Here is a 24,381-nt window from a genome sequence, read left to right on the forward strand (position 1 = left end):
GCCCATCGCGACACAAGGCCGCTTCCCACGGGGACTGTGTTAAATCAATGAGTTGTAGTTTGTTCTATGAGAGCCGGCTTGCCGGCGATAGGGCCATCAGCCCGCACACAGGATGGGTGGTTGGCAGGCCCGGCCTCATCGCCGGCAAGCCGGCTCCTACAGGTTTTGGGTCAGCGCACCTAGCGCTGCATCCCCCAACGCTTCACCGTCAGCCGCTCCAGGGTATTGAACACCAGCCCCTCCACCAGCAAGCCGATCAGAATCACCACCGCAAGCCCAGCGAACACCTTGTCGGTGTACAGCTCGTTGCGGTTCTGGAAGATGTACCAGCCCAGCCCGCCCTTGCCGCTGCTGGCGCCGAACACCAGCTCTGCGGCGATCAACGTGCGCCAGGCAAAGGCCCAGCCGATTTTCAGCCCCGACAGAATCGACGGCAGCGCCGCCGGCACCAGCACGTAAAGCACCAGGCGCAGGCCGCGCAGGCCATAGTTGCGCCCGGCCATGCGCAAGGTCTCGGACACGCCCTGGAAGCCCTGGTAGGTGTTCAGCGCCAAGGCCCACAGCACCGAATGCACCAGCACGAAGATCAGGCTGTTGTCGCCCAGGCCAAACCACAGCAGCGCCAAGGGCAGCAGGGCGATGGCCGGCAGCGGGTTGAACATCGAGGTCAGGGTACTGAGCAGGTCGCGGCCAAACTGGGTCGATACCGCAAGGCTGGTCAGCCCGAACGCCAGCACGATGCCCAGCACGTAGCCCTTGAGCAGCACCACCAGCGACACGCCGACCTTGGCCGGCAGTTCACCACTGAGCATGCCTTCGCCGAACGCCGCAGCCGTCTGCAAGAAGCTCGGCAGCAGCAGGTCGTTGTCGGTGTAACGGGCCACCGCCTCCCACACGATCGCCAGCAGCGCCAAAATCAGCCCCTTGCGCAGCCAGCCCAGCTGCCACAAGCGTTGCGGCACCGGCAGCTGGCGTTCCAGCGGCACCCCGGGCAGGGGCTGCAGCTGCACTTCGTATTCCTGGCGAGCAGGTGTCGTACTCATGTGCGTGCTCCTGTCAGTAGGCGATGCGGATGTCGTTGAAGCCAAGCTCGGCGGCCTGTTCAGGCGCCTCGGCTTCATCGAACAACAAGCGGTGGATGCGCCGCGCACTGGCCTGGAAGTCGCTGGCGCCCAGGCTGCCCAGGTCGTACTGGTGGCTGTGCACCTCGGCGCGCACCCGGCCTGGGTGCGGCGACAGCAACAGGATGCGGTTGCCCACCACCAGCGCCTCTTCGATGGAGTGGGTGACGAACAGCAAGGTGAAGCGCACCTCCTCCCACAACAGCAGCAACTCCTCCTGCATCTTGCGCCGGGTAAGGGCGTCGAGGGCGGCGAAGGGCTCGTCCATCAGCAGGATCTTAGGCTGGGTGGCCAGGGCGCGGGCAATGGCCACGCGGGCCTTCATGCCGCCCGACAGGGTGTGCGGGTAGGCATCGGCAAACCCCGCCAAACCAACCTTGTCGAGGTAATGCAGGGCCCGTTCCTCGGCCTCGGCGCGCTTGAGCTGGCCGGATACCAGCAGCGGGAACATCACGTTGTGCTTCACCGTCTTCCACGGCGGCAGCTGGTCGAACTCCTGAAACACCACAATGCGGTCCGGCCCCGGGCCGCGCACCGGCTGGCCTTGCAGCAGAATCTGCCCTTCGCGCGGTTCGATGAAGCCGGCCACCGCCTTGAGCAGGGTCGACTTGCCGCAGCCCGAAGGCCCCAGCAGCACGAACCGGTCGGCGCGGTCGACCTCGAAGCTGACCTGGTGGGTGGCCCGCACCACGCGCTGGGCGGTGCGGTATTCAAGGCTCAGGTTGTCCACCGCCAGCAGCGGTGGGGTGGCGACACGGCTCAGGTTGCTGGCCGTGTGGCCTGGCAATGGGGCGGTCATGGGCGATCAGCTCCCCTGCAACGGGCGTTCATCCTGGAAGAAGTAGTCCTTCCACGATTCCGGCTTGTGCTTGATGGCGCCGACCCGGTACAGGAAGTCGGCCAGCTTGTAGGTGTTCTTCGGGGTGACGGTGAATTCGTACTGCGGGTTGTCGATCAGCTTGATCAACTCGTTGCGGTCGATCTTGGCCTTGGTCACGCGGATGTAGGTATCGGCGGCTGCGGCCTTGTCGTGCTGGGCAAAGTCGGCGGCCTCGGCGAGGGCATCGACGAAGGCTTTGTAAGTCTTCGGGTTGTCCTTGCGGAATTTCTCGGTGGCGAACAGCAGGGTCGGCGAGTTGGGGCCGAGCAGGTCATAGCTGTTGAGCACGATGTGCACGTTCTTGTTGGCCAGCGCCTGGTCCTGGAACGGCGGGTTGGAGAAGTGCCCGTTCAGCTCGGTGCCGCCGGCCAGCAGGGCCGCGGTGGCGTCCGGGTGGGGCACGGCCAGGGTGTACTTGTCGAGGCGGTTGTACTCCTTGTCGCCCCACTGCTGGGCGGCGGCGTACTGCAAGAAGCGCGACTGCACCGACACACCCACTGCCGGCAGGGCGATGCGGTCCTTGTCGCTGATGTCGGCGATGGTCTTCACATTGGGGTTGCTGCTGACCAGGTAGTACGGGAAGTTGCCCAGCGACGCCACGGCCTTGACGTTCTGCCGGCCCTTCGTGCGGTCCCACACGGTGAGCAGCGGGCCGACGCCGGCGCCGGCGATGTCCACCGAGCCCGACAGCAGCGCGTCGTTGATCGCCGCGCCACCGGACAACTGCGCCCAGTCCACCTGGATGTCGATGCCCTGCTCTTTACCGTGTTTTTCGATCAGTTGCTGGTCGCGCACCACGTTGAGCAGCAGGTAGACGATGCCGAACTGCTCGGCGATGCGGATCTTGCCTTCGGCGTGGGCCAGGGTGGGCGCCGCGAGGCTACCGACCACCAGGCTTGCGCCCAGGCCGATGCTTGCCGCCAGGCGGCTGATGGATTTACGCATGATTGTTTCCTCAGTCGTCAGAACGGGGCATCGCCCTGGATGGTGGTGCGGTACAGCTTGCGCCGCAGGTGCGCGGGGCAGCCGGTGGCCAGGTGAATCAGCGAGCGGTTGTCCCAGAACACCAGGTCATGGGGCTGCCACCGGTGGCGGTAGATGTTCTGCTCCAGCACGCTCAGGGCGTACAGCTGCTGGAGCACGTCGCGGCTTTCATCTTCGGGCAGGCCGACGATGCGGGTGGTGAAGCCTTCGCTGACGAACAGCGCCTTGCGGCCGTTTTCGGGGTGGGTGCGCACCACCGGGTGGATGACTTCCTGCACCTGGGCCAGTTGCTCGGCGGTGAGGGTCGGGCGCCAGCTGCCTTCGAACTTGGTTTCGGCGTAGCGGGCCGTATACGAGTGGGCGGCGTCGCGGCCCTCCACCACCTTGCGCAGCGCATCGGGCACCGCGTCCCAGGCCTTGTGCATGTCGGCGAACAGGGTGTCGCCGCCCTCGCTGGGCAACTCCTGGGCGTGCAGCATCGAACCCAGGCTCGGCAGCTCTTTATACGAAAGGTCCGAATGCCAGAACTTGCCGGCATCGCCCAGGCCAAGGTTGCGACCGTCCTCGATGATGTTGGAAACGATCAGGATCTCGGGGTGGCCGGCCAGCAGGAACTGCTTGAGCACGTGGATCTGCAGCTCGCCGAAACGGCGGCTGAAGGCGATCTGCTGTTCGGGGGTGATGCGCTGGTCGCGGAACACCAGCACGTGGTGGTCCAGGTGGGCGCGGTGGATACGGCTGAAATCCTCGGCATTGACCGGCTTGGCCAGGTCCAGGCCGACGATCTCGGCACCGACGGCGCCGCTGAAAGGGCGGATTTCGAAATGTTGCGGCAGGGCGCTGTCGTTGATCGACAAGGCGTTCGAGGCGGCTGGCATTGTTCACTCCCACGCAGTGCGCGACGTTCAGGGCGCGCAACGATTCAGAAACGCACGGGGTTTACCCGTGTGGGTTCGAGTCGTGCGGCGCGCCGATTGGTCGGCGGGTACGCAGTGAGAGCGACTATAAGGGCATAAGAAAAATAATTTAAATACCTTTAGAGCATATGAATATGTCTGCGGCGGATTGCCGCAGGCGCTTCGCCGGCCAGCGGAAAGCAGCCACCAGCCGACGTTATGTCACTTAACCGATATGGCAATCCGGTATCATCGCCGGCTTTTCAAACCATCCGTTCATTCGTGGAGTTGCGCTAGATGAAAGTTCTGACGCTGTTCGGCACCCGCCCAGAGGCCATTAAAATGGCGCCCCTGGTCAAGACCTTGGCGAAGACCGAGGGCGTCGAAAGCATCGTCTGCAGCACTGGCCAGCACCGCCAGATGCTCGACCAGGTGCTGCAGCTGTTCTCCATCCCGGTGGACTACGACCTGGACGTGATGGTGCCCGGGCAGACCCTCAACGGCCTGTTCGCCCGCCTGCTGACCCGCATCGACGCGCTGCTCGAGGATATCCGCCCGGACTGCGTGCTGGTGCACGGCGACACCAGCACCGCGGCCGCCTGCTGCCTGGCTGCCTTCCACCGCGGCATCGCCATCGGCCACGTCGAGGCGGGCCTGCGTACCGGCGACCTGACCCAGCCGTTCCCCGAAGAAATGAACCGCCGGGTAGTGGACGTGATGGGCCGCTGGCTGTTCGCCCCCACCGTGACTTCGCGCGACAACCTGCTGCAAGAGAACCTGCAAGGGCAGATCCACATCACCGGCAACACGGTGATCGACGCCCTGGACCTTGCCGTGCAGAAGCTGGACAACGAACCCCAGGTCGGCGAAGGCTTCGCCCGCCGCTACCCGTGGCTGGATGCCAAGCGCCGCCTGGTGCTGGTGACCGGCCACCGCCGCGAGAACTTCGGCGATGGCTTCCGCCAGATCTGCCAGGCACTGGCCGAGCTGTCGCGCCGCGACGACGTGCAGATCGTCTACCCGGTGCACCTCAACCCGCAGGTGCGTGACGTGGTGATGAGCGTGCTGGGCGACAACCCCAACGTGCACCTGATCGAGCCGCTGGATTACCTGGAATTCGTCTGGTACATGCGCCGCGCCTACCTGGTGCTGACCGACTCGGGCGGCGTGCAGGAAGAAGCCCCGCACCTGGGCAAGCCGGTGCTGGTGATGCGCAACACCACCGAGCGTCCGGAGGCGGTGGCCGCCGGCACGGTTAAGCTGGTCGGCACCGACAGCACACGCATCAAGCAGGCGGTCGAGACCTTCCTCGACGACACCGCGCTGTATGCCCAGGTGGCCCGCAGCGTGAACCCGTACGGCGACGGCAAGGCCAGCGAGCGCATCGTTAACGCCTTGCTGGGCCGGCCGTTCGAACCGTTCCAGGGTCATTGAGAAAACCGCAAAAAGGGCGATTCGCCGTCAAAATAACGGCGGCGAATTTCCGTATCACGTCTTTTATCAGATTGTCTAACAAAATATTGACATTGGCATTTTGATACTAGAGATTACGCACCCGATGTGATCAGGAAGTTGCGTCGCGCTCCACTAGAAGAACGCATGTTTATCACTTCCCCGATACCCGAATTTTCCCGATGACCACGCAACGCCGTGCGCTTGTCCGCGCCTGTTTGCGCACACGTTTGCACGCCCGCTCGAGGGCTGTCGACGCCCCTGAACCTTTGCAAGGACCAGATCGTTGAGCCACCCGAATCGTCGCCTGCAGTTCGCCGCACTGAGCGCTGCCCTGACCTCCCCCCTGCTGGCCCATGCCACCCCTGCCAGCGATGCCTTGCAGGCGCTGACCGCGCAGGACCTGGTGTCGCGCAGTGTGTCGCTCAAGGACCTGGGCATCACCAACCCGGTAGTGCTCGACCAGGCCGACAACCGCCAGGCGTTCTTCCTGCCGGTGCCCAAGGGCGTGGCGATCAGCGATGCGCAAATCGAGCTCAAGGGCCGCTTCATCAAGGGCGAAGAAATGCCCGCCACCCTGCGCCTGAGCGTCGATGGCCAGCCGCGTGTGGCCGAGCGCGTCAGCCGCGCTGAAGGCGACCTGGGTCGCAATCTGGCGGTGGACAGCGGCCGGCACGCCAGCGGCTTCGTCAACTTCACCCTGGACTGGAGCTCGCCGGTTTCCGAAGACTTCTGTTCGCCGCCCCGGGCCACCGCCAACGTGCTGACCCTGTCGCCGGAGACGCGCCTTAACTACCGCTACTCGATGTCGGCCCTAGGCAGCCTGGCCGAAGCCTGGAGCAGCCTGCCGGGCGAGCCGGTGATTCTGGTGGCCGGCGGCGCGCTGGAGCGCACCAGCTTCGACAGCGCCTGGCGCCTGGGCGTAGCCCTGGAGCGCAGCGCCCGCCGCGCCCAGGTGCGTGCCCTGCCGCAGGTCGGCGACACCGTGCAACTGGCCGGCGTGGATGTACCGCCTGCCCTGGCCAAGCTGCCGGCCTTCGCCGCGCTGGCCGGCCAGCAGGCGCACAAGCTGGCCGACCCGGCCGAGCTGGGCGCCCTGCTGCTGCTCGACGCCCCGGCCATTCGCGCCGACCTTGCCGTGGCCGACACCGCCCTGGTGGGCCAGATCAACAGCGCCCTGGATGCCCTGGGCCAGCAGCTGCAGGATGACCGCGAAGCGCAGGACGCCCTCAGCCAGTGGCGCAAGCGCCGCGCAGCCCTGGCCGGCAGCGCCCTGCCGAGCCAGCAGATGCAACTGCTGAGCCTGGGCCGCCAGGCCGTGGTGGCCGTGGCCGCCGACGCCGGGGCCAAGGCCGCCGGGGTGTTCGACGCTTACTGGCGCGACGTGCTGGTGGCACCGCAAGCCCAGGTCCGCCAGGTCGGCGAGGCCCTTCGCAACGACAGCGGCCATGTGCGCCTGAGCGCCCTGGGCGGCAATTTCAACACCTTCGACGTGGTCAGCCGCGGCGAATGGACCGCCACCTTCCCGCTCAGTGCGGTGTCGGTCAACGGCCGCATGCCGGGCGAGCTGAACCTCGACCTGGCCGCCGCGCCAGGCGCTTCGAGCACCGCGCCGGTGGCCTCGGTGATCTGGAACAACGTGCTGCTCAACGCCGCGCAAATGACCGCCGACGGCAGCGCAGAGCGGCTCAAGGCGCGTATCCCGGGCTACGCCCTGGGCGTGACCAACACCGTGCAGGTGCGCTTCCAGCGCCAGCCCAGCTCGCCGCATTGCGCCGAGATCCCGCAGGCCTACCCGGTCAACGTGCTGCCCAGCAGCTACCTGACCCAGGCCGACGCCGAGCCCGACGGCACCTTCGTCGGTTTGCTGCCGCTGCTGGCCGGCAAGCCGCAGGTGCTGGTCAACCCGTCGGCGCTGCAAACCCCGGTTGCCAGCCTGGGCAAGCTGATCCGCCTGGCCAGCGCCGCGTCGCTGTCGCCAGTCAACGCCGAGCTGCTGCTCAGCGATGCCAAGGGTGACGTGACCCCGGGCCGCCCGTTCCTGGCGCTGGACGTGCAGCTGCCAGGCGCCAAGCCGGTGCTGGGCGTGGCTGAGCTTGAGCGCCTGCAAGCCCAGGGCAACCAGCAGCTGGCCCTCGACCTGCAAGGCCCGCAAGGCCTGGGCACGCTGTCGGTGGTCGCCTCCAACGGCCAGGACGGCGTGCTGTGGAACAGCCTGGGCAACCCAAGCATGGTCCCGCAACAGCCGTTCCTGCTGACCCGCGGCAATGCCGTGGTGGTGGGCGAGGAAGGCCCGCTGACCTGGATCGACACCACCGACCCTGAGCTGAACCTCAGCGGCACGCCGTTCCACCAGTGGCGCAAGCAGCTGGTGTGGGCACTGCCGACGTTGTCGGGCATCGTCCTGGTGCTGCTGGTGCTCGGTGTGATCGCGCGCCGTCTGCGCCTGAAGAACAAAGGCAAGTAAGGCCAGGTAACCGACCATGTCCTCACTCTACTGGCCGTACCTGCTGGCGGATTACTACCGCATCCTCGAACTCGTCACCGCGTTCGTCGGGGTGCTGATCCTGCTGTCGAGCCTCGATGACCTGTTCATCGATGTCTGGTACTGGGTGCGCCAGGTGTACCGCAAGCTGCTGATCCGCCGTAAACGCTACCAGGCGTTGACGGTGGAGCAGCTACGCAGCAAGCCTGAGCAGCCGCTGGCGATCATGATCCCGGCGTGGCTGGAATACGACGTGATCGCGCCGATGCTGGAGAACATGGTCGGCTCGCTGGACTACAAGAACTACTACATCTTCGTCGGCACCTACTGCAACGACCAGCGCACCATCGACGAAGTCGAACGCATGCGCCGGCGCTACAAACAGCTGGTGCGCGTCGAGGTGCCCCACGACGGCCCGACCTGCAAGGCCGACTGCCTGAACTGGATCATCCAGGCGATCTTCGCCCAGGATGCGCGCATGCCCGAGCCGTTCGCCGGGGCCATCCTGCACGACAGCGAGGACGTGCTGCACCGCCTGGAGCTGCACTACTTCAACTACCTGCTGCCGCGCATCGACTTCGTCCAGCTGCCGGTGACCTCGCTGGAACGTGACTGGTACGAACTGGTGGCCGGCACCTACATGGACGAGTTCGCCGAATGGCACACCAAAGACCTGGTGGTGCGCGAAAGCATGTCGCGCATGGTGCCGTCGGCAGGCGTCGGTACCTGCTTCTCGCGCAAGGCGCTGCTGGAGCTGTCGGCCGAAACCAACAACCAGCCGTTCAACACCGACACCCTCACCGAGGACTACGACATCGGTGCGCGCCTGGCCCGGCGCGGCATGAAGCAGATCTTCGGCAAGTTCCCGGTGGACTACGTGGCCAAGCGCACCACCTGGTTTGGCCACGGCAAAGAAAAAATGGTCGCGGTACACATGCCCCTGGGTGTGCGTGAGTACTTCCCCGACACCTTCCGCACCGCCTACCGGCAAAAGGCCCGCTGGACCCTGGGCATCGGCCTGCAAGGCTGGAGCCAGGTGGGTTGGGAGGGGTCGCTGGCGACCAAGTACCTGCTGTTCCGCGACCGCAAGGGCCTGATTACCTCGTTCATCGCCATCCTCGCCTACCTGCTGCTGGCCCAGCACCTGGTGTTTCTGGGCATCAGCGCCAGCGGCCACTGGGATGTGTTCTTCCCCTCGGCGTTCGGGCCCAACAGCGCCCTGATCGACCTGATGTGGGCCAACACCCTGGCGCTGAGCCTGCGCATCCTGCAGCGGGCCTACTTCGTCGGCCGTCTGTATGGCTGGGAACATGCCCTGCTGTCGGGGCCGCGGATGATCATCGGCAACTTCATCAACGCCATGGCCGCAGCACGGGCCTGGCGGCTGTACCTGGGTTATCTGTTTCTGGGCAAGAAGCTGGTGTGGGACAAGACCATGCACGACTTCCCGTCGTCCGACCAGTTGCAGCAGCAACGCCTGCGCCTGGGCGAGCTGCTGGTTTCGTGGCGCGCCATCGACGAGGAGGTCCTTGGCCAGGCGCTCAAGGCCCAGGCCGAAGAGCACAAGCCGCTGGGGCAGATCTTGCTCGAGCACGGCTACCTGGACGCCGACACCCTCCAGGAAGCGATCCTGTTCCAGCAGGAAAACGGCGAGCCCGAAGCGCCGGCCCCCGTCACAGCTCCCCCAGCCGCAGCTGCGGCGCAGAAGAAGCAGAGTGCCGCACTGACATGATTTCCGCTCGTCCTGCCGTTGTGTTGTTCGGTGCGTTGCTCAGCTGCGCCAGCCTGCCCGCCGCCTACGCCGCCGAGGCGCCGCTGGAGGGCGTGGCCTGGGAGCAGGCCGACCAGGCCTACCGCAGCTACCAGCTGGGGCGCTACAGCGATGCCCTGCGCCAGGTCGACGGTGCGCTTAAATTGCGCCCGGAAGTGGCGCGGCTGAACCTGCTGAAGGTCTACACCCTGCAGAAGCTTGGCCGCCGTAACGAGGCCCGCCAGGCCGCGCAAAGCGCGCTCAAGCGCGGGGTGCGCGACCCGGGCCTGCAAGCGGCGGTGACCAACCTGCAAAGCGCCCCGGCGGCCAGCAGCGGCGGCCCGGCGCCATCGCGGGCCTATCAGCTGGGCTTCCCGCTGGCCACCAAGGCTTACGCCGCCTACAACGCCGGTGACATGCCGGCCGCCGAGCGCGATGCCGAGCGGGCCTTCCGTACCGACCCGACCCAGGGCGCCTGGGCGTTGCTCTGGCTCGACAGCCTCGAGGCCCAGCAGCGCTGGCCCGATGCCGCCGCAGCGGCAGACACCGCAGTCAAGCTGGGCGCACCCAACACCAGCGACCTGCAAGCCCGCAAGCAAACGCTGAACCGGCGCATGGCCGTGCGCCCGGCCGAGCAGGCTTACCAGGCGCTGATCGCCAACCGCCCGGGCGATTCTGTGCCGCTGGCCCGCGAAGCGGTGCGCCTGGCCCCGGACATCGCCAGCCACCGCCTGCTGCTGGTCACCGTGCTGCTGCTCGACAACCAGCCCGCCGCCGCTGAACAGGCAGCCAACGAAGCGCTGCAGGACGACGACGAAAGCACCGTGCTGATCGTGATGCGCGGCTACCTGCGCCAGTACCAGGGCAACGCCCAGGCCGCCAACGCCGACTTCGACAGCGCCTTGGCCCAGGACTGGCTGGACGAAGACCAACTGCGCAACGTGCGCCTGATCGCCATCGATGCCGCCCTGGCCGCCGGCGACAAGGCCCGCGCCAGTGCCTTGCTGGCCCCGCTGGATGGCGCAGACGAAGCCGTCGCCCGCCGCCAGCAAGCCATCGCCGACCTGCGCAGCCCTGCGGCCACGCTGAACCTGACCAACTACCCGGCGCCGCGCCAGTCGTGCGTGGACACGCCCTACGGCACCCAGTGCGAACTGCTGCCCGCCGATGCCGGCGGCGCCGCCGGCCCGGCCACCGAGGCCTACGCCGCCTATGCCCGCCAGGATTACCAGGAAGCCATCCGCCAGGCGCGCAAGGCCAGCGAACAAGACCCGGACAACCTCGAATTCCAGCGCCTGCTGACCACCGCCCTGGCTGCCGGCGACGCCAGCCAGGCCGCCGAGGCCGAGCAGCGCCTGAGCGATGCCATCGCCCGCACCCCAAGCGATGCCGAACTGCTGATGCAACGCGGCTACCTGCGCATGCGCACCAAACAGCCCGAGCGCGCCCGTGAAGACTTCCGCGCCGCCGCCGACACCGGCAAGGCGCCGAAGACCATCATCCTCGACGAGGCCTACGCGCTGTCGGCCATGGGTGAAAAACCGGCGGCGGTCGAGAAGCTCAAGCAGGCCATCGACATGGACGATGCCGGCAAGCTCGACCTGGACGCCCAGCAACGCCACAACACCCGCAGCGCCATCACCGGCTTCGACCGCGAGTGGGGCGCCACGGTGACCATGAGCTACCGCGGCGCACGCCCCACCACCACCATCGCCAACGCCGGGCAAAGCTCGGCGGGTGACTCGGTGTTCAGCACCGCCGAGCTGTACTGGCGGCCCAGCCAGTTCAACGACCAGAACGGCGTGCTGGAGCTGTATGGGCGGTTGAGCAATACGCTGTGGGATGAGGGTGGCAAGTTCGATTCGGCAGGCGCCATCGACCCGTGCACCAAAGAATCGCTGAATAACAGCGGCTCGAGTGACTCGAAATCCGTGAGTGGTTTCCCTAGCACCATTGGCTCGTTGGGCGTTCGCTACGTGCTGTCCGATACCGGTTTCACGTTTGGTCTGGAGCGACGTTTCTTGCTGGGCACCGCGACCCGCGAAGGTACTGCGAACCCTGCCAAGAACAGCGTTCGATGCGAAATTCAGACCGCAATCGCCGAGGAAAACGCTACTCGCGCCCCCGCCGACCGAATCAATGGCGCGTTGATGAGCTACAAGCTCAAGGATAACGCTGGTACTGGCGGCTGGCTGGCTTACGCCACTTACGGTTTCTACAGGGGAACCGAACTGCGAATGGATAACAGCTGGTGGACGGTCGACGCCTATTCCCAGCTTGGCTATTCCCTTGAGGACAACTCCGCCAAATTCACCATCAACGACGTAGATGCCCAAGGCTCTCCAACTGATGAGCTGGCTACGGCTTCCGGGCGCCTCAAGCGGCAGCAGCTTTTCCTGAGCAACGAAATCCGCTTGGGCCGCAGTTTCCGACTTGCTGGTATCTCCCCCAATCTCGTCGTGTTCCCGCATGTGGTGGGTGCAGCCGATTTGATCTGGCAAAAAGATGAAGCCCGCGATCTCAAGGGCAAGAGCGGTATTTTTGCCGACGATATCGACGGCGGGAACTACTCCTTGACTCGAGATCAAGGCACATGGTCAATGGGCGCCGGCCCAGGAGTGGCAGTACGCTACTACTTCCGCGAAGACCACTATCACACCCCCCGTTCCTACCTGGACTGGACCGCCCAGTACCGCTTCGCCGTCGGCGGCGGTGCCAGCGAGCGGGCCGAGGGGCTGTTCATGAACCTGACTCTGTCGTATTGAGGACCTCTTTGATGTTGCCGTCTTCTCTGCTCAACCTTTCCCGCACCGGCCTGTTCGCCGGCCTGCTGGCCGCCGCCGTGGCGCTGGCCGTGCCCGCCGCCCGTGCCGATGACTCCTCGATCGTGCTGCAAGGCCAGCAAGGCTGGCTGTTCCCGGGCTGGGGCAGCCTGACCGAGGTGGACAGCCGCGGTATCGAGGCCTCCACCGCGCTGATCAAGGACGCCCAGCAAGCCCTGGCCGCCCGTGGCGTGCAGCTGCAAGTGCTGGTGCTGCCGGACAAGACCCGCTTCTACCAGGACAAGCTGCCCGCCGGCAAAACCCTGAGCACGCAGGTGCAGCAGCGCTACCAGACCATCCTCGCCAGCCTGCACAAGGCCGGCGTCAGCGCCATCGACGACGAGGCGGTGCTGCGCCAGGTCAAGGGCAGCGGCCAGGAGGTGTTCTACCGCACCGACCAGCACTGGACCCAGGCCGCCGCCGACGCCACCGCCGTGGCCACCGCCGAGCAGGCCAAGCGTGACGTGCCGGCCCTCAAGGGCAGCGCCGGCAGCGGCATGGTGCTGGGCAGCGAGTTCAAGGAGCGCCGCTTCGGCGACCTGGCCGAGCGCTTCCTCACCCCCGAGCAGCGCAAGCAGACCGGCCGCGAAACCTTCACCGTGCGCCGCCAGGCCGCCGCCAACGGCCTGCTGGACGATGCCCCGGCGCCGCTGCACGTGACCGGCCACAGCATGGTGCAGCCGTACTTCGGTTTCCCGCAGAAGCTGTCCAACAGCATCGACCGCCCGGTGTCGGTGAACTGGAAGCCCGGCAACGTCGGCCAGTGGATCATGCTGCTGGAGTACCTGGAGTCGCCGGACTTCAAGCGCAACCCGCCGCAGGTGCTGGTGTGGCAGATGTTCGAGCCCACCTACGCCCAGGGCCCGCAGGCCAGCGGCCTGTGGGACAACGCCTCGATCATGTCCGCCGACGCCTGGCGCCAGCGCCTGCGCGCCGCTGCCGGTAAGTGACCCATGGCTGACCAGGGCACCCCTTCGCACCGCGGCTACAGCGCCGCGGTGATCGCCTTGCTGCTGCTGGCCCAGGCCTGCGGCCTGTGGCTGCTGCACAACGGCCAGCTGGATGCCGCGCAGCTCAAGCCGGCGGCCTGGCTCGACGGTGAGGCGGGCAAGGCGCTGGGCGATGCCCTGCAGCCGGCGCTGCAAAAAGATGCCGACACCGTCAGCGCCGCCGTGCGCTACCGCCTGCTGGGCGACCTGGGCGACCAGGTGGTGCAGGGTTGCCCGGGCTGGCTGTTCTACCGCGACGGCCTGCGCGCGCAGCCCGGCGTGAAGGGCGCCTTCGAGGCGCGCCAGCGGCTGATGCAGCACTGGGTGGCGCAACTGCGCGATCAGGGCCTGCAGGTGCTGCTGGTGGCCGTGCCGGACAAATCACGCATCGAAACCCAGGCCCTGTGCGGCCTGCGCCAGTCGGCGCAGTTGCAGGCGCGGCTGGGCCAGTGGCAGGCCGGGCTGGCCAGCCTGGGCGTGCCCTACGCCGACCTGGGCAGCGCCCTGGCCGAAGACTCGCAGCAAGCGCCGCGGTTCTTCCGCACCGACGTGCACCTTAATGCCAGCGGCGCCCAGCGCGCCGCCGATGCCGTGGCCGCCGCCGCCCTGCCGCTGCTGGCCGGCAAGGGCGCGCAGCAGTTCAACCAGAGCCAGGCCGGCAACGCCCAGCCGCGCATGGGCGACCTGATCGTGCTGGCGGGCCTCGAGCACGCCTCGACAGCCTGGCGCCCTTCGCTCGAAGACGAATACCCCGAGCAGATCCAGGCGCAACGCGGCGGCGGCCTGCTGGACGACACGCCAGCGGTCGAAGTGCTGCTGGCCGGCAGTTCCAACGGCCGGCGCAGCGCCTTCGCCGAGCGCCTGGGGCGCAACCTTGGCCAACAGGTGTGGAACCAGAGCCTGGACGGCGGCCAGTTCAGCGGCGCTCTAGTGGCGGCGCTGGGCAAGCGCGAACGCTGGCCCAGCACCTTGAAACTGGTGATCTGGGAGTTCTCCGAAAGCGCCCTGTCGCTGCCTTTGACCGCCGACGAGCGCGCCGTGCTGGCATCGCTACCTGAAAAGCAGGCCGACCATGCTCTTTAACTCCTACCTGTTCCTGCTGCTGTTCCTGCCGCTGACCCTGGCCGCGCACTACCTGATCGCCGCCCGCAGCCTGCGCGGCGCGGCGCTGTGGCTGTGCGTGACCTCGATCGTGTTCTACGGCTGGTGGAACCCGCAGTTCGTGCTGCTGCTGATCGGCTCGATCGCCTTCAACTACCTGGTCAGCCTGCTGATCCTGAACAGCGCCGGGCGGCCCAGGCTGCAACTGCTGGTGACCACCGCAGGCGTGGGCGCGGACCTGGCCCTGTTGTTCCACTACAAGTACTTCGTCACCCTGGTGAACTTCGCCCAGGACTGGGGCCTGGCCGGCACCCGCCTGGACGACATCATCCTGCCGCTGGGCATCTCGTTCTTCACCTTCACCCAGATCGGCTACCTGCTCGACTGCCGCGCCGGTATTGTCAAGGAACGTAGCCTGCTCAGCTACGTGCTGTTCGTGACCTTCTTCCCGCACCTGATCGCCGGCCCGATCCTGCACCACAAAGAGATGATGCCGCAGTTCGCCAAGCCGGATAACTACCGCTTCCGCGCCGAGAACCTGAGCATCGGCGGCATGCTGTTCGTGATTGGCCTGGCCAAGAAGGTGCTGCTGGCCGACCCCATCGCGCCCTATGCCGACGCAGGTTTCGCCGACCCGGGCAGCCTGGGCTTCTGGGCTGCCTGGGGTACCGGCATCGCCTACGCGCTGCAGCTGTATTTCGACTTCTCCGGTTATTCGGACATGGCCCTGGGCCTGGCGAAGATGTTCGGCATCCGCTTCCCGCTGAACTTCAACTCGCCCTACAAGGCCAGCAACATCATCGACTTCTGGGCGCGCTGGCACATCACCCTGACCCGTTACCTCACCGCCTACCTGTACTACCCGGTGGCCATGGCGGTGTCGGAGTGGCGCGGCAAGCGCGGGCTGCCGGTGGGCACCCAGGGTGCGGCCACCGCCGGCGGCTTTGCTGCGGCGATCATCCTGCCGACCACCTTCACCATGGGCCTGGCCGGCATCTGGCACGGTGCCGGGCTGCAGTTCCTGATTTTCGGCCTGCTGCACGCCGGCTACCTGTCGATCAACCATGCCTGGCGCATCTTCGTGGTCGGGCGCAATCACAAGAAGGGCCCGCAACACCCGCTCAAGGTGGCAGGCTACGTGCTGCTGACCTTCGCTGCGGTGATCGTCGCCCAGGCGTTCTTCCGCGCCGAGTCCACCCACGATGCCGTGCTGCTGGTCGAGGGCATGTTCGGCCTGCGTGGCCTGGGCAGCCTGCCGGACGTCCTCTACCCGGCCGGTGTGGCCTGGGGCGATGCCTGGCGCATGCTGGTCGGCCGCCACCTCGAGGCCGTGCACGTGCTGGCGGTGCTGGCGGTGGCCTGGTTCCTGCCCAACTCGCACCAGATCATGGGCGGTTTCTCGCCGTCGCTGGCGCGCGCCCAGCTGGACGGCCCGGCCGCCCTGCGCTGGGCACCGAACCTCAAGTGGCTGGCGATCATGGCGGCGCTGTTGCTGCTGTGCCTGATGAACCTGCACAAGGAAGCACGCTTCCTGTACTTCCAATTCTGACCTTCAAGAGAGAACGACATGAGCGACCTCAAGCAAGAACTCGCCGAGATCATCGAGAATGTGATCGGCACCGCAGTTGCCCACGACGACCTGCTGATCGAGTCGGGCCTGGTGGACTCGATGACCGCCGTGGACATCGTCATGGCGGTGAAGAACAAGTACGGCTGCAAAGTGCCGCCCACCGAGATCGACGAGCACCTGGAGTCGGTCGACGCCCTGGCCGATTTCGTCCAGAACAACCGCTGAGCCCGCACGGGCGCGCACCAGGGAGGCTGCCGGATGCACTTCGATTTCGAGCGCTGTGACTTCGCCGACTGCACGCAGGGCGCCGCTGCCCCGGCCTTGCGCGATGCGCGCCGGGTGCTGGACTGGGCAGGCCTGAAGGCCGAGGTCGAGGCGTGGATGCTGCGCGCCACCGGCGCCGGCATCGTGCCGGGCACCGCCGTGGTGCTCAGCGGCCACAAGCAGATCGAGCTGGTGGTGGCGATGCTTGGCTGCCTGCGCCTGGGCGTGACCTACGTGCCGCTGGACAGCATCAACCCGCCGCAGCGCCTGCAACGCATCATCGAGCTGGTGGGCGCGGGGCACTGCTATGACGCCGCCAGCGACAGCTTCACCGCTGGTATGGCCGAGGCCGCAACCCTGGCCGAGGCGAATCTGGCCTACATCATGTTCACCTCCGGCAGCACCGGCGACCCCAAGGGCGTGCAGATCGGCCGCGACAGCCTGGCGCTGTTCGCCGGCTGGATTCGCGACTGCCTGGCCCTGGGCCCGGCGCCTGCGTTCATGAACCAGATGCTGTTCAGCTTCGACTTCTCGCTGTTCGACCTGTGCGGCGCCCTGGCCCTGGGCGGGCAGTGCGTGCTGTGCCCGCGCGAGGTGATCGCCGACCCCGAGGCGTTCGTCGGTTACCTGGCCGAGGGCCAGGTGCAGGTGTGGGCTTCGACGCCTTCGTTCGTGCGCCAGCAACTGCTCAACGATGCCTTCGACGCCGAGCACCTGCCGGCCTTGCAGGTGTTCGTGTTCGGCGCCGAGTCGCTGACCCCGGCCCTGGCCGTGCAGCTTTGGCAGCGCTTCCCCAAGGCGCGCATCATCAACTCCTACGGCCCCACCGAGGCGACCTGCTCGACCACCTGGATCGAAATCCAGCCGCCGCTTGCGCCGGGTGCCCAGCCGCTGTCCATTGGCCGGGCCAAGCCCTATGCCGAGTTGTTCCTCGAAGCCGGCGAGCTGTGCATTGCCGGCGACCATGTGATGCGCGGCTACCTCAACCGCCCCGACCTCAGCGCTGCGGTGCTGTTCGAGCACAACGGCAAGCGCGCTTACCGCAGCGGCGATTTGGCCGAAATCGACGAGCAGGGCCGGGTGTTCTTCCATGGCCGGCGCGATGACCAGATCAAGCTGCACGGCTACCGCATCGAGCTGGGCGAGGTGGACGCGGGCCTGGCCAGCCTGCCCGGGGTCAGCGCTGCGGCCACCGTGGCCCTGCGCCGCCCGGACGGCGCCCTGGTGCGCATGATCGGCTTCATCGAAACCCCCGAGCAGCTGCCTGCCGGCACCCTGGGCCCGTTGCCTGAAGCGCTGGCCGACTGGAAACAGCGCCTGGCCGGCAGCCTGCCTTCGTATATGATCCCGTCCGAACTGCTGGCCTGCGGGCAGTTCCCGGCGACCCTGTCGGACAAGGTCGACCGCAAGCGCCTGGCGGCGCTGTATCAAGAAGCCCGCATGAAACGCCCCAAGGAGACCGCATGAAAGCCCTGAACCTGTTCGCCGCCGCGCTGCTGCTGGGCGCGGCCCTGCCCGCCGTCACCCAGGCCGAAGGCAAGCTGGCCCAGCTGTACGCGCCGCGCCCGCCGGCAGGCTCGGCGTTCGTCCGCGTGCTGCACCCGGATGGCCCCGCCGTACAGGTGCAAGTCGGCAAGAACACCCCGCAGGCGCTGGGCGCCGACCAGCTGGCCAGCAGCTACAACGTAGTCAAGGGCGGCGAGCCGTTCAGCGTGAGCATCGCCGGCAAAGTGGTGGGTGAGCTGACGGTGGCCGCCGACAGCTACCAGAGCCTGCTGCTGCAGGGCGGCAAGCTGCTGGTGCTGGACGACAGCGCCGCCAGCGATGACGCGCTGAAGGCCGAGCTGCGCTTTTACAACCTGGCCAGCGACTGCCCGGCCGGGCAGTTGCAGGTGCAAGGCGGCCCTACCCTGTTCAGCGAGGTAAAACCCGCCAGCAGCCAGGCCCGCGCCATCAACCCGGTCAGCGCCAACCTGAGCGCCGGGTGCGGCGCAACCCAGGCCAAGGCCCTGGCCTTGCCGCAGTTGCAGCCGGGTGACCACTACGCGCTGTTCCTCACTGGCAGTGCCAGCCAGCCCGTGCTGCGCGGCGAGCTGGCCGGCACCGCGGCGTTGGCCCGGTAAGCGGCCATGCGCACACTCTTTCGTGATGACCACCTGCTGTTTCGCGAACAGGTGCAGCGGTTTATCCAGGCGCGCATCCTGCCCTTCTATGCCGACTGGGAGCGCGACGGCCTGACCCCGGCGGCGCTGTGGCGCGAAGCCGGCGCCCAGGGCCTGCTGTGCCCGGCACTGCCGGCGCCCTATGGCGCCGATGGCGACTTTGGCCACGCCATGGTGGTGATCGAGGAACTGGCCCGGGCCAACTGCCTGGGCATTGGTTTTTCGATCCACTCCGACATGGTTGCGCCCTACCTGTACAACCTCGGCAGCCAGGCGCAGAAAGACCGCTGGCTGCCGGCCATGGCCGCAGGCGAGCTGATCGGCGCCATCGCCATGACCGAGCCAGGCGCCGGCAGTGATCTGAAGGCCGTGCGCTGCCGCGCCCGGCGCGAGGGCGAGCACTATGTGCTCAATGGCCAGAAGACCTTCATCACCAACGGCGTCAACGCCGGGCTGATCATCGTCGTCGCCAGCACCGAGCCGGATCTCGGCGCCCGGGGGCTGTCGCTGTTCTGCGTCGAGGCGGGGCTGGCGGGCCTGAGCAAGGGCCCGGCCATGGCCAAGATCGGCCAGCATGCCCAGGACACCTGCGAGCTGTTCTTCGATGACATGCGCGTGCCGGCCGACTGCCTGCTGGGTGAAGAGAACGCAGGCTTTGAGTACCTGGGCCTGGAGCTTTCCCGCGAGCGCCTGGCCATTGCCCTGCGCGCCGCGGCGCATGCCGAGGGCATGCTGGAAGAAACCCTGGCCTACACCCGCGAGCGCAAGGTGTTCGGCAAGCGGGTCAGTGACCACCAGCACAACCGCTTCATCCTGGCCGATGCGCGTGCGCGCCTGACCATGCTGCGGGTGTTCCTCGACGACTGCGCGCGCCAGCTGATGCAGGGCACGCTGGACCCGGTGGTGGCGGCCATGGCCAAGCTCAATGCCACGCAGATGCAGGGGCAGGTGCTCGACCAGTTGCTGCAGTTGCATGGTGGTTATGGCTACAGCAGCGAGTACGGCATTGGCCGGGCCTGGGCCGATGCACGGGCGTTGCGCATTTTTGGCGGTACCAGCGAGATCATGCTCGAGATTATCGGGCGTAGCCTTTAGCGCAGTCCCTGTAGGAGCGGCCTCGTGTCGCGATCGGGCTGCGCAGCAGCCCCAGGACCTCGGCATCATGCAAAATCGCCGGGGCTGCTGCGCAGCCCGATCGCGACACAAGGCCGCTCCTACAGAGGGCGCGCAGACTTCAGGCCTGGGCTGCCTGGGCAGGCCTCAACCGCGGCGTTGCTGCCAGTCGTGCAGCAGGCGCTTGGCGCGGGGGTCGTCGCCCAGGGCCCAGGGGTCGAGGGCGAAGGCCACCACTTGCTCGGCGCCGGTGGTGCGGGCCCACTCCAGCTGGCGGTTGACCCGGGCGTAGTCGGCAGAACGGGCCTGGAAGTCGCTGCCGTCGTTGTTCTGCGACGGCAACTGCTCGAACAGCTCCACCACCACATCGAACGCCACCTTGCGCTTGCGCAGCTCCAGCAGCAGCGGCTCGATGCCTTGCAGGTTGGCCCAGCCGGCCACCCCGACGCCGTCCTGCACCACCGGCCGCAGCGCGGTGCTGTCGAGCAGCGTGCGCCACAGCTGCACCAGCGAGCCCTCGGTGGGCAGCACGCTGTAGTAGGTGGAAATGGCCGGCACGCTGTCGCTGTGCTGGCGGGTGCTGCTGGCCATGTCCGCCAGCCACTGCGCCAGGCGCTGCTGGCTGTCGGCAGTGGCCCAGTGGTACTGCTCCAGCTCGTAGGGGATGTACCAGCCGGCGAAGGCGCGGTGCTCAGGCCAAGGGGCGCTGGCCATGTAGCCCTGCGCCCCGGCCAAGGCCTGGGCGAAGAAACGCGCCTGGCCCTGGGCATCGGCCGACAGCGCCGGCCACCAGGCGTTGTCGAACGGCAGGCCCAACTGCACCTGCATGCCTTCGTCGCGGGCGATGTCGAATACCGTGCGCAAGCTGGCATCGGGGATCATCCACGGCGAATCGCCGCCCACCAGGCCGACCCACTGTACGGTGATGGTCCGGCAGCCCATGGCGGCGGTGGCTGCCAGGCGCTGGCGCCACTGTTCGGGGGTGAGGTCGGCGTGGCTCTTCCACAGCTGCAGGAAGCTGCCCTGCAACCCTGAAGAGCGGGTGCAACCTGGCAGGTTGGCGATTATCGGTGCCATGGCCAGCAGGCCCAGCAGCTGGCGGCGCGAGAGAGCGGGAGCGATGATGGCGGTCCTTGTAGAGGCGCAGTAGGGCCAAGGTTAACCGAAAACCCGCAGGGCCCGCTCGCCCGCTCAACGTTCACGCAATGCCTCGGCCTTGGCCTTGATGATCGGCTTGAGCAGGTAGCTCATGATGGTCTTCTTGCCGGTCTTGATATCCACCGTGGCGACCATGCCGGGGATGATCAGCAGCGGCTTGTCGTCGGTGCCCAGGTGGCTTTTTTCGGTGCGCAGGCGGATCGGGTAGTAGGTGGTCTTCTTGTCTTCGTCGGTGACGGTGTCGGCGCCGATCTGCTCGAGCTTGGCTTCAAGCCCGCCGTAGATGGTGTAGTCGTAGGCGGTGAACTTGACCATGGCTTCCTGGCCGGGGTGCAGGAAGGCGATATCCTTGGGCAGGATCTTCGCCTCGATGACCAGCGAGTCGTCCAGCGGCACCACTTCGACGATGTCGCTGCCGGGCTGGATCACCCCGCCGATGGTGTTGACCAGCAGCTGCTTGACGATGCCGCGCACTGGCGAGGTGACCAGGGTGCGGTTGACCCGGTCGTCGAGGGCCTTGCTGGTGGCGGTGGTCTTGTTGAGGTCGGCGCGGGCCTCGTTGAGCTGGGTGAGGGCGTCGCTGCGGAACTTGCCGCGGGTCTCTTCGATCTTGCTCTGCACCTCCTTTACCGCAGCCTCGGCCCGGGGGATGGCCAGGCCGGTGGCGTCCAGCTCGCCGCGCATTTCCACCTCGGCGCGGCGCAGGCGCAGGATTTCCACCTGGGAGATGGCGCCCTTGGCCACCAGCGGTTCGGACATGCCGATCTCCTGGCGCAACAGCCCCAGCTGATTGCTGTACTGGGCGCGCTTGGAGTTGAACTCGCGCAGCTCCTGCTGTTTTTGCACCAGTTGCTGCTGCAGGCCGTCGATTTCGTTGCCCAGTTGCTGGCGGCGGCTGTTGTACAGCGACTCCTCGCTGGCGGCCTGGCTGGGCGCCGACTCGCGCAGCTTGCTGTCGATGTTCAGCGGCCGGTCCTCGACCTCGGCGCTCAGGCGCTCGACGCGCAGGGCCATGGCCACGCGGTCGGCCTCGGTTTCGCCCTTGTTCGAGGCAAAGCGGGTTTCGTCCAGGCGCAGCAGCGGCTGGCCCACCTCCACCACCTCGCCCTCCTTGGCGAAGATTTCGGCGACGATGCCGCCCTCGAGGTTCTGGATCTTCTGCACCTTGGACGAGGGGATGGCCTTGCCCTCGCCGCGGGTGACCTCGTCGATGGGGGCGAAGCTGGCCCAGACGATCAGGAACAGGAAGAACGCGATCACCCCCCAGATGGTCAGGCGCACCACCCGCGGGGCGTCTTCGATCAGCGCCTTGTTGACCTCGGGCAGGGGTTGCCCGTGGAGCGAGTCCGAGCCTTTGAAATAACGGCGCAGCTGGTCCTTGAAGTGACCGACATCGAGTTTAGGCAACACTGATCTGCCCCTTCTTCAGCGCATCCATGACAGAAGCTTTCGGGCCATCGGCGACCACCTGGCCGCGGTCGATGACAATCAGCCGGTCGACCAGCGACAGCAGCGAGGCGCGGTGGGTGACCAGCAGCACGGTCTTGTTCTCGACCACCGCCTGCAGGCGCTGCTTGAGGCGTTCCTCGCCGGTGTTGTCCATGGCTGCGGTGGGTTCGTCGAGCAGCAGGATCTGCGGGTTGAGCAGCAGCGCCCGGCCCAGGGCGACGTTCTGCCGCTGGCCGCCGGACAGGTTCTGCCCGCGCTCGCCGACCTGCAGCTCGTAACCGTCCGGGTGCAGCCTTGCGAACTCGTGCACCCCGGCAAGCTCGGCGGCCTGCAGAATCAGCTCGTCCTCGATATAGCGGGCGCCGCTGACCAGGTTGTCGCGCAGGGTGCCGGCCAGCAGCTGGATATCCTGGGGCACGTAGCCGATGTTGTGGCGCAGCTCGCTGACGTCGATCTGGCGGATGTCCACGCCGTCCACCAGCAGCGCGCCGTTGTCGGCCTCGTACAGGCCGACGATGAGCTTGGCCAGGGAGCTCTTGCCCGAGCCGCTGCGGCCGATGATGCCGACCTTCTCGCCGGGGCGGATGGTCAGGCTGATGTTCTTCAGCGCCATGTTCTGCTGGTTGGGGTAGGTGAAGTCCAGCCCGCGGAACTCGATGGCACCCTGCAGCACCTGGCGGCTCAGCGGGCGCTCTTCGAAGTTGCGCTCCTGGGGCAGGTCCATCATCTGGTTGGTGGCGGTCATGGTCACCTTGGCCTGCTGGTAGCGCGCCAGCAACCCGTTGAGCTGGCCCAGCGGGCCGAGCGCGCGGCCGCTGAGCATGTAGCAGGCCACCAGGCCGCCCATGCTGAGGTTGCCGTCGATGATCAGGTATACCCCCACGCAGATCATTGCCACGCCGGCCAGTTGCTGGATCAGCAGGGTGATGTTCATGGCCAGGCCCGACAGCACCTTGACCCGCAGCTCCAGGCGGCTGAGGGTGCCGAGGGTCTGCTCCCACATGTACTGGCGCTCGCTTTCGGCGTTGTTGACCTTGACTGCATCCAGCCCGGCGAGGGTCTCGATCAGGCTCGACTGGCGCTCAGAGGCCAGCGCCATGGTCCGCTCCATGGTTGCCATCAGCGGTTTTTGCAGGGCGTAGCCGATACCCAGGGCCAGCGGGAAGGCCAGCACCGGGATCCACACCAGGTGCCCGCCGATGATGGCGATGACCACCAGGATGATCAGGGTGAACGGCAGGTCGATCAGGCTGGTGAGGGTGAGCGAGGCGAGGAAGTCGCGCAGGCCCTGGAACTCGTGGATGTTCTGCGCGTAGCTGCCGACCCGCGCCGGGCGGTACTTCATGGCCATGCCGACGATGCGTTCGAACAGCGTGGCGGAGATGATCAGGTCGGTCTTCTTGCCGGCCAGGTCCAGGCACAGGCTGCGCAGGCCTTTGAGAATGAGGTCGAAGATGTAGGCGCCGGTGATGCCCACCGCCAGCACCCACAGGGTGGAGGTGGCCTGGTTGGGCACCACGCGGTCGTAGACGTTCATCACGAACAACGGCGCGGCCAAGGCGATGAGGTTGATCACAAGGCTCGCGGCGATGGCGTCGATGTACAGCCATTTGCTGCGCAGCAGGGTGTCGCGGAACCACGAGCGAGTACGCGGGATGAGGTTGCCGTGGTTGACGTCGTACTTGTGCTGCGGCTGGGCGAAGAACACCCGGCCGCTGTAGTCGCTGAGCAGTGCTTCGCGGCTGATCAGCACCTCACCGCCGTCGCTTTCGCTGAGCAGCAGGCGTGCGGTGTCGGCGTTTTCCCAGCCCAGCAGCACGGCGGCGCGGCCTTCCTTGAGCAGCAGCATGGCCGGCATGGCGATGCTCGGGATCTGCTCGAGCTTGCGCTGCAGCATGCGCCCCTGCAGGCCGGCACGGGCAGCGGCACGGGGCAGCAGCTCGGGGGTGAGGCGCTGGGAGGGCAAGGGCAACCCGGTGGTCAGCATCACCCGGCTGGCGGGTTTCTGGTGCAGGACGCACAGGGTCAGCAGGCAGTCCAGCAACGGATCGTCGTGCTGACTACGCGGATCGTGACTGAGCAGGACTCGACTGACTTCGGATTCCACGTGGCACTCTCTTCCATTGCGCAAGTTGCGGGCAACATGCCATCAACCGTCACCCGATGTTCTTTAGTGCAGACGGTG

General features: G+C 66.9%; 17 protein-coding genes and 1 pseudogene. 11 read left to right on the plus strand and 7 right to left on the minus strand.

What is annotated here, in order from left to right; all coding sequences use genetic code 11:
• Nucleotides 1-179 precede the first annotated feature (179 nt).
• From ACI2KK_RS25445 to ACI2KK_RS25460, 4 genes are read right to left on the minus strand one after another with little or no spacing between them, the layout of a single operon-like run.
• The gene (locus tag ACI2KK_RS25445) at nt 180-1,043 is read right to left on the minus strand and encodes an ABC transporter permease (RefSeq protein WP_404671129.1); all 864 of its coding nucleotides are present in this window, start codon (nt 1,041-1,043) and stop codon (nt 180-182) included.
• Nucleotides 1,044-1,056: 13 nt separating this feature from the next.
• A complete protein-coding gene (locus ACI2KK_RS25450) occupies nt 1,057-1,920 on the minus strand; it encodes an ABC transporter ATP-binding protein (protein WP_404671130.1) in 864 nt (287 codons plus the stop codon).
• Nucleotides 1,921-1,926: 6 nt separating this feature from the next.
• Nucleotides 1,927-2,946, minus strand: a complete 1,020-nt coding sequence (locus ACI2KK_RS25455; RefSeq protein ID WP_217886829.1) for an ABC transporter substrate-binding protein — start codon at nt 2,944-2,946, stop codon at nt 1,927-1,929.
• 17 nt (nt 2,947-2,963) lie between these two features.
• Nucleotides 2,964-3,863 carry a TauD/TfdA dioxygenase family protein gene (locus ACI2KK_RS25460; protein WP_404671131.1) on the minus strand — a complete coding sequence of 300 codons (900 nt, stop codon included), beginning with the start codon at nt 3,861-3,863 and terminating at the stop codon, nt 2,964-2,966.
• A gap of 315 nt (nt 3,864-4,178) precedes the next feature.
• Here ACI2KK_RS25460 and wecB point away from each other — a divergent pair, with 315 nt between their 5' ends.
• The 11 genes and pseudogenes from wecB (at nt 4,179) to ACI2KK_RS25515 (ending at nt 19,571) form a co-directional block, all read left to right on the plus strand.
• Nucleotides 4,179-5,315, plus strand: a complete 1,137-nt coding sequence (wecB, locus tag ACI2KK_RS25465) for a non-hydrolyzing UDP-N-acetylglucosamine 2-epimerase (protein ID WP_404671132.1) — start codon at nt 4,179-4,181, stop codon at nt 5,313-5,315.
• A 304-nt stretch (nt 5,316-5,619) separates the two neighbouring features.
• Complete coding sequence (locus tag ACI2KK_RS25470; RefSeq protein WP_404671133.1) at nt 5,620-7,800, plus strand: hypothetical protein; 2,181 nt, start codon at nt 5,620-5,622, stop codon at nt 7,798-7,800.
• A gap of 16 nt (nt 7,801-7,816) precedes the next feature.
• Nucleotides 7,817-9,463 (plus strand): annotated as a pseudogene (locus tag ACI2KK_RS25475) (glycosyl transferase family protein); the annotation flags it as partial.
• Nucleotides 9,464-9,546: 83 nt separating this feature from the next.
• Entirely contained in the window at nt 9,547-12,333 is a 2,787-nt protein-coding gene (locus ACI2KK_RS25480; protein WP_404671134.1) for a tetratricopeptide repeat protein, read from the plus strand.
• An 11-nt stretch (nt 12,334-12,344) separates the two neighbouring features.
• Nucleotides 12,345-13,340 carry a twin-arginine translocation pathway signal gene (locus ACI2KK_RS25485; RefSeq protein WP_404671135.1) on the plus strand — a complete coding sequence of 332 codons (996 nt, stop codon included), beginning with the start codon at nt 12,345-12,347 and terminating at the stop codon, nt 13,338-13,340.
• Between the two features lie 3 nt (nt 13,341-13,343).
• A complete protein-coding gene (locus ACI2KK_RS25490; protein WP_404671136.1) occupies nt 13,344-14,462 on the plus strand; it encodes a hypothetical protein in 1,119 nt (372 codons plus the stop codon).
• The gene (locus ACI2KK_RS25495; protein WP_404671137.1) at nt 14,452-16,029 is read left to right on the plus strand and encodes an MBOAT family O-acyltransferase; all 1,578 of its coding nucleotides are present in this window, start codon (nt 14,452-14,454) and stop codon (nt 16,027-16,029) included. Before ACI2KK_RS25490 ends, ACI2KK_RS25495 begins: the two co-directional genes overlap by 11 nt.
• Before the next feature lie 18 nt (nt 16,030-16,047).
• The gene (locus tag ACI2KK_RS25500; protein ID WP_369989028.1) at nt 16,048-16,275 is read left to right on the plus strand and encodes an acyl carrier protein; all 228 of its coding nucleotides are present in this window, start codon (nt 16,048-16,050) and stop codon (nt 16,273-16,275) included.
• A 33-nt stretch (nt 16,276-16,308) separates the two neighbouring features.
• Nucleotides 16,309-17,781: an AMP-binding protein gene (locus tag ACI2KK_RS25505; protein WP_404671138.1), complete on the plus strand. Its 1,473-nt coding sequence runs from the start codon at nt 16,309-16,311 to the stop codon at nt 17,779-17,781.
• The gene (locus ACI2KK_RS25510) at nt 17,778-18,437 is read left to right on the plus strand and encodes an alginate O-acetyltransferase AlgF (RefSeq protein ID WP_404671139.1); all 660 of its coding nucleotides are present in this window, start codon (nt 17,778-17,780) and stop codon (nt 18,435-18,437) included. Before ACI2KK_RS25505 ends, ACI2KK_RS25510 begins: the two co-directional genes overlap by 4 nt.
• Before the next feature lie 6 nt (nt 18,438-18,443).
• On the plus strand, nt 18,444-19,571 hold the full coding sequence (locus ACI2KK_RS25515) for an acyl-CoA dehydrogenase family protein (protein WP_404671140.1): 1,128 nt from the start codon (nt 18,444-18,446) through the stop codon (nt 19,569-19,571).
• A gap of 165 nt (nt 19,572-19,736) precedes the next feature.
• Here ACI2KK_RS25515 and ACI2KK_RS25520 read toward each other — a convergent pair whose 3' ends face one another.
• The 3 genes from ACI2KK_RS25520 to ACI2KK_RS25530 all read right to left on the minus strand — a co-directional run bounded on the left by ACI2KK_RS25520 (nt 19,737) and on the right by ACI2KK_RS25530 (nt 24,303).
• Nucleotides 19,737-20,666: a DUF4434 domain-containing protein gene (locus ACI2KK_RS25520; RefSeq protein ID WP_404671141.1), complete on the minus strand. Its 930-nt coding sequence runs from the start codon at nt 20,664-20,666 to the stop codon at nt 19,737-19,739.
• A gap of 114 nt (nt 20,667-20,780) precedes the next feature.
• The gene (locus ACI2KK_RS25525) at nt 20,781-22,157 is read right to left on the minus strand and encodes an HlyD family type I secretion periplasmic adaptor subunit (protein ID WP_404671142.1); all 1,377 of its coding nucleotides are present in this window, start codon (nt 22,155-22,157) and stop codon (nt 20,781-20,783) included.
• Nucleotides 22,147-24,303 (minus strand): type I secretion system permease/ATPase, encoded by a 2,157-nt coding sequence (locus ACI2KK_RS25530; RefSeq protein ID WP_404671143.1) that lies wholly within the window; start codon nt 24,301-24,303, stop codon nt 22,147-22,149. Before ACI2KK_RS25530 ends, ACI2KK_RS25525 begins: the two co-directional genes overlap by 11 nt.
• Nucleotides 24,304-24,381: the final 78 nt, after the last annotated feature.

It is taken from the genome of Pseudomonas sp. NPDC089406 (assembly GCF_044900265.1).
Lineage (GTDB): Bacteria > Pseudomonadota > Gammaproteobacteria > Pseudomonadales > Pseudomonadaceae > Aquipseudomonas > Aquipseudomonas fakonensis.

Bases quoted from the DNA above. Each gene is read 5' to 3' on its own strand.
- ACI2KK_RS25490 (WP_404671136.1), top strand. From the start codon at position 13,344: ATGGCTGACCAGGGCACCCCTTCGCACCGCGGCTACAGCGCCGCGGTG.
- ACI2KK_RS25460 (WP_404671131.1), bottom strand. From the start codon at position 3,863: ATGCCAGCCGCCTCGAACGCCTTGTCGATCAACGACAGCGCCCTGCCG.
- ACI2KK_RS25500 (WP_369989028.1), top strand. From the start codon at position 16,048: ATGAGCGACCTCAAGCAAGAACTCGCCGAGATCATCGAGAATGTGATC.
- ACI2KK_RS25455 (WP_217886829.1), bottom strand. From the start codon at position 2,946: ATGCGTAAATCCATCAGCCGCCTGGCGGCAAGCATCGGCCTGGGCGCA.
- wecB (WP_404671132.1), top strand. From the start codon at position 4,179: ATGAAAGTTCTGACGCTGTTCGGCACCCGCCCAGAGGCCATTAAAATG.
- ACI2KK_RS25495 (WP_404671137.1), top strand. From the start codon at position 14,452: ATGCTCTTTAACTCCTACCTGTTCCTGCTGCTGTTCCTGCCGCTGACC.
- ACI2KK_RS25520 (WP_404671141.1), bottom strand. From the start codon at position 20,666: ATGGCACCGATAATCGCCAACCTGCCAGGTTGCACCCGCTCTTCAGGG.
- ACI2KK_RS25485 (WP_404671135.1), top strand. From the start codon at position 12,345: ATGTTGCCGTCTTCTCTGCTCAACCTTTCCCGCACCGGCCTGTTCGCC.
- ACI2KK_RS25450 (WP_404671130.1), bottom strand. From the start codon at position 1,920: ATGACCGCCCCATTGCCAGGCCACACGGCCAGCAACCTGAGCCGTGTC.
- ACI2KK_RS25505 (WP_404671138.1), top strand. From the start codon at position 16,309: ATGCACTTCGATTTCGAGCGCTGTGACTTCGCCGACTGCACGCAGGGC.
- ACI2KK_RS25510 (WP_404671139.1), top strand. From the start codon at position 17,778: ATGAAAGCCCTGAACCTGTTCGCCGCCGCGCTGCTGCTGGGCGCGGCC.
- ACI2KK_RS25515 (WP_404671140.1), top strand. From the start codon at position 18,444: ATGCGCACACTCTTTCGTGATGACCACCTGCTGTTTCGCGAACAGGTG.
- ACI2KK_RS25480 (WP_404671134.1), top strand. From the start codon at position 9,547: ATGATTTCCGCTCGTCCTGCCGTTGTGTTGTTCGGTGCGTTGCTCAGC.
- ACI2KK_RS25445 (WP_404671129.1), bottom strand. From the start codon at position 1,043: ATGAGTACGACACCTGCTCGCCAGGAATACGAAGTGCAGCTGCAGCCC.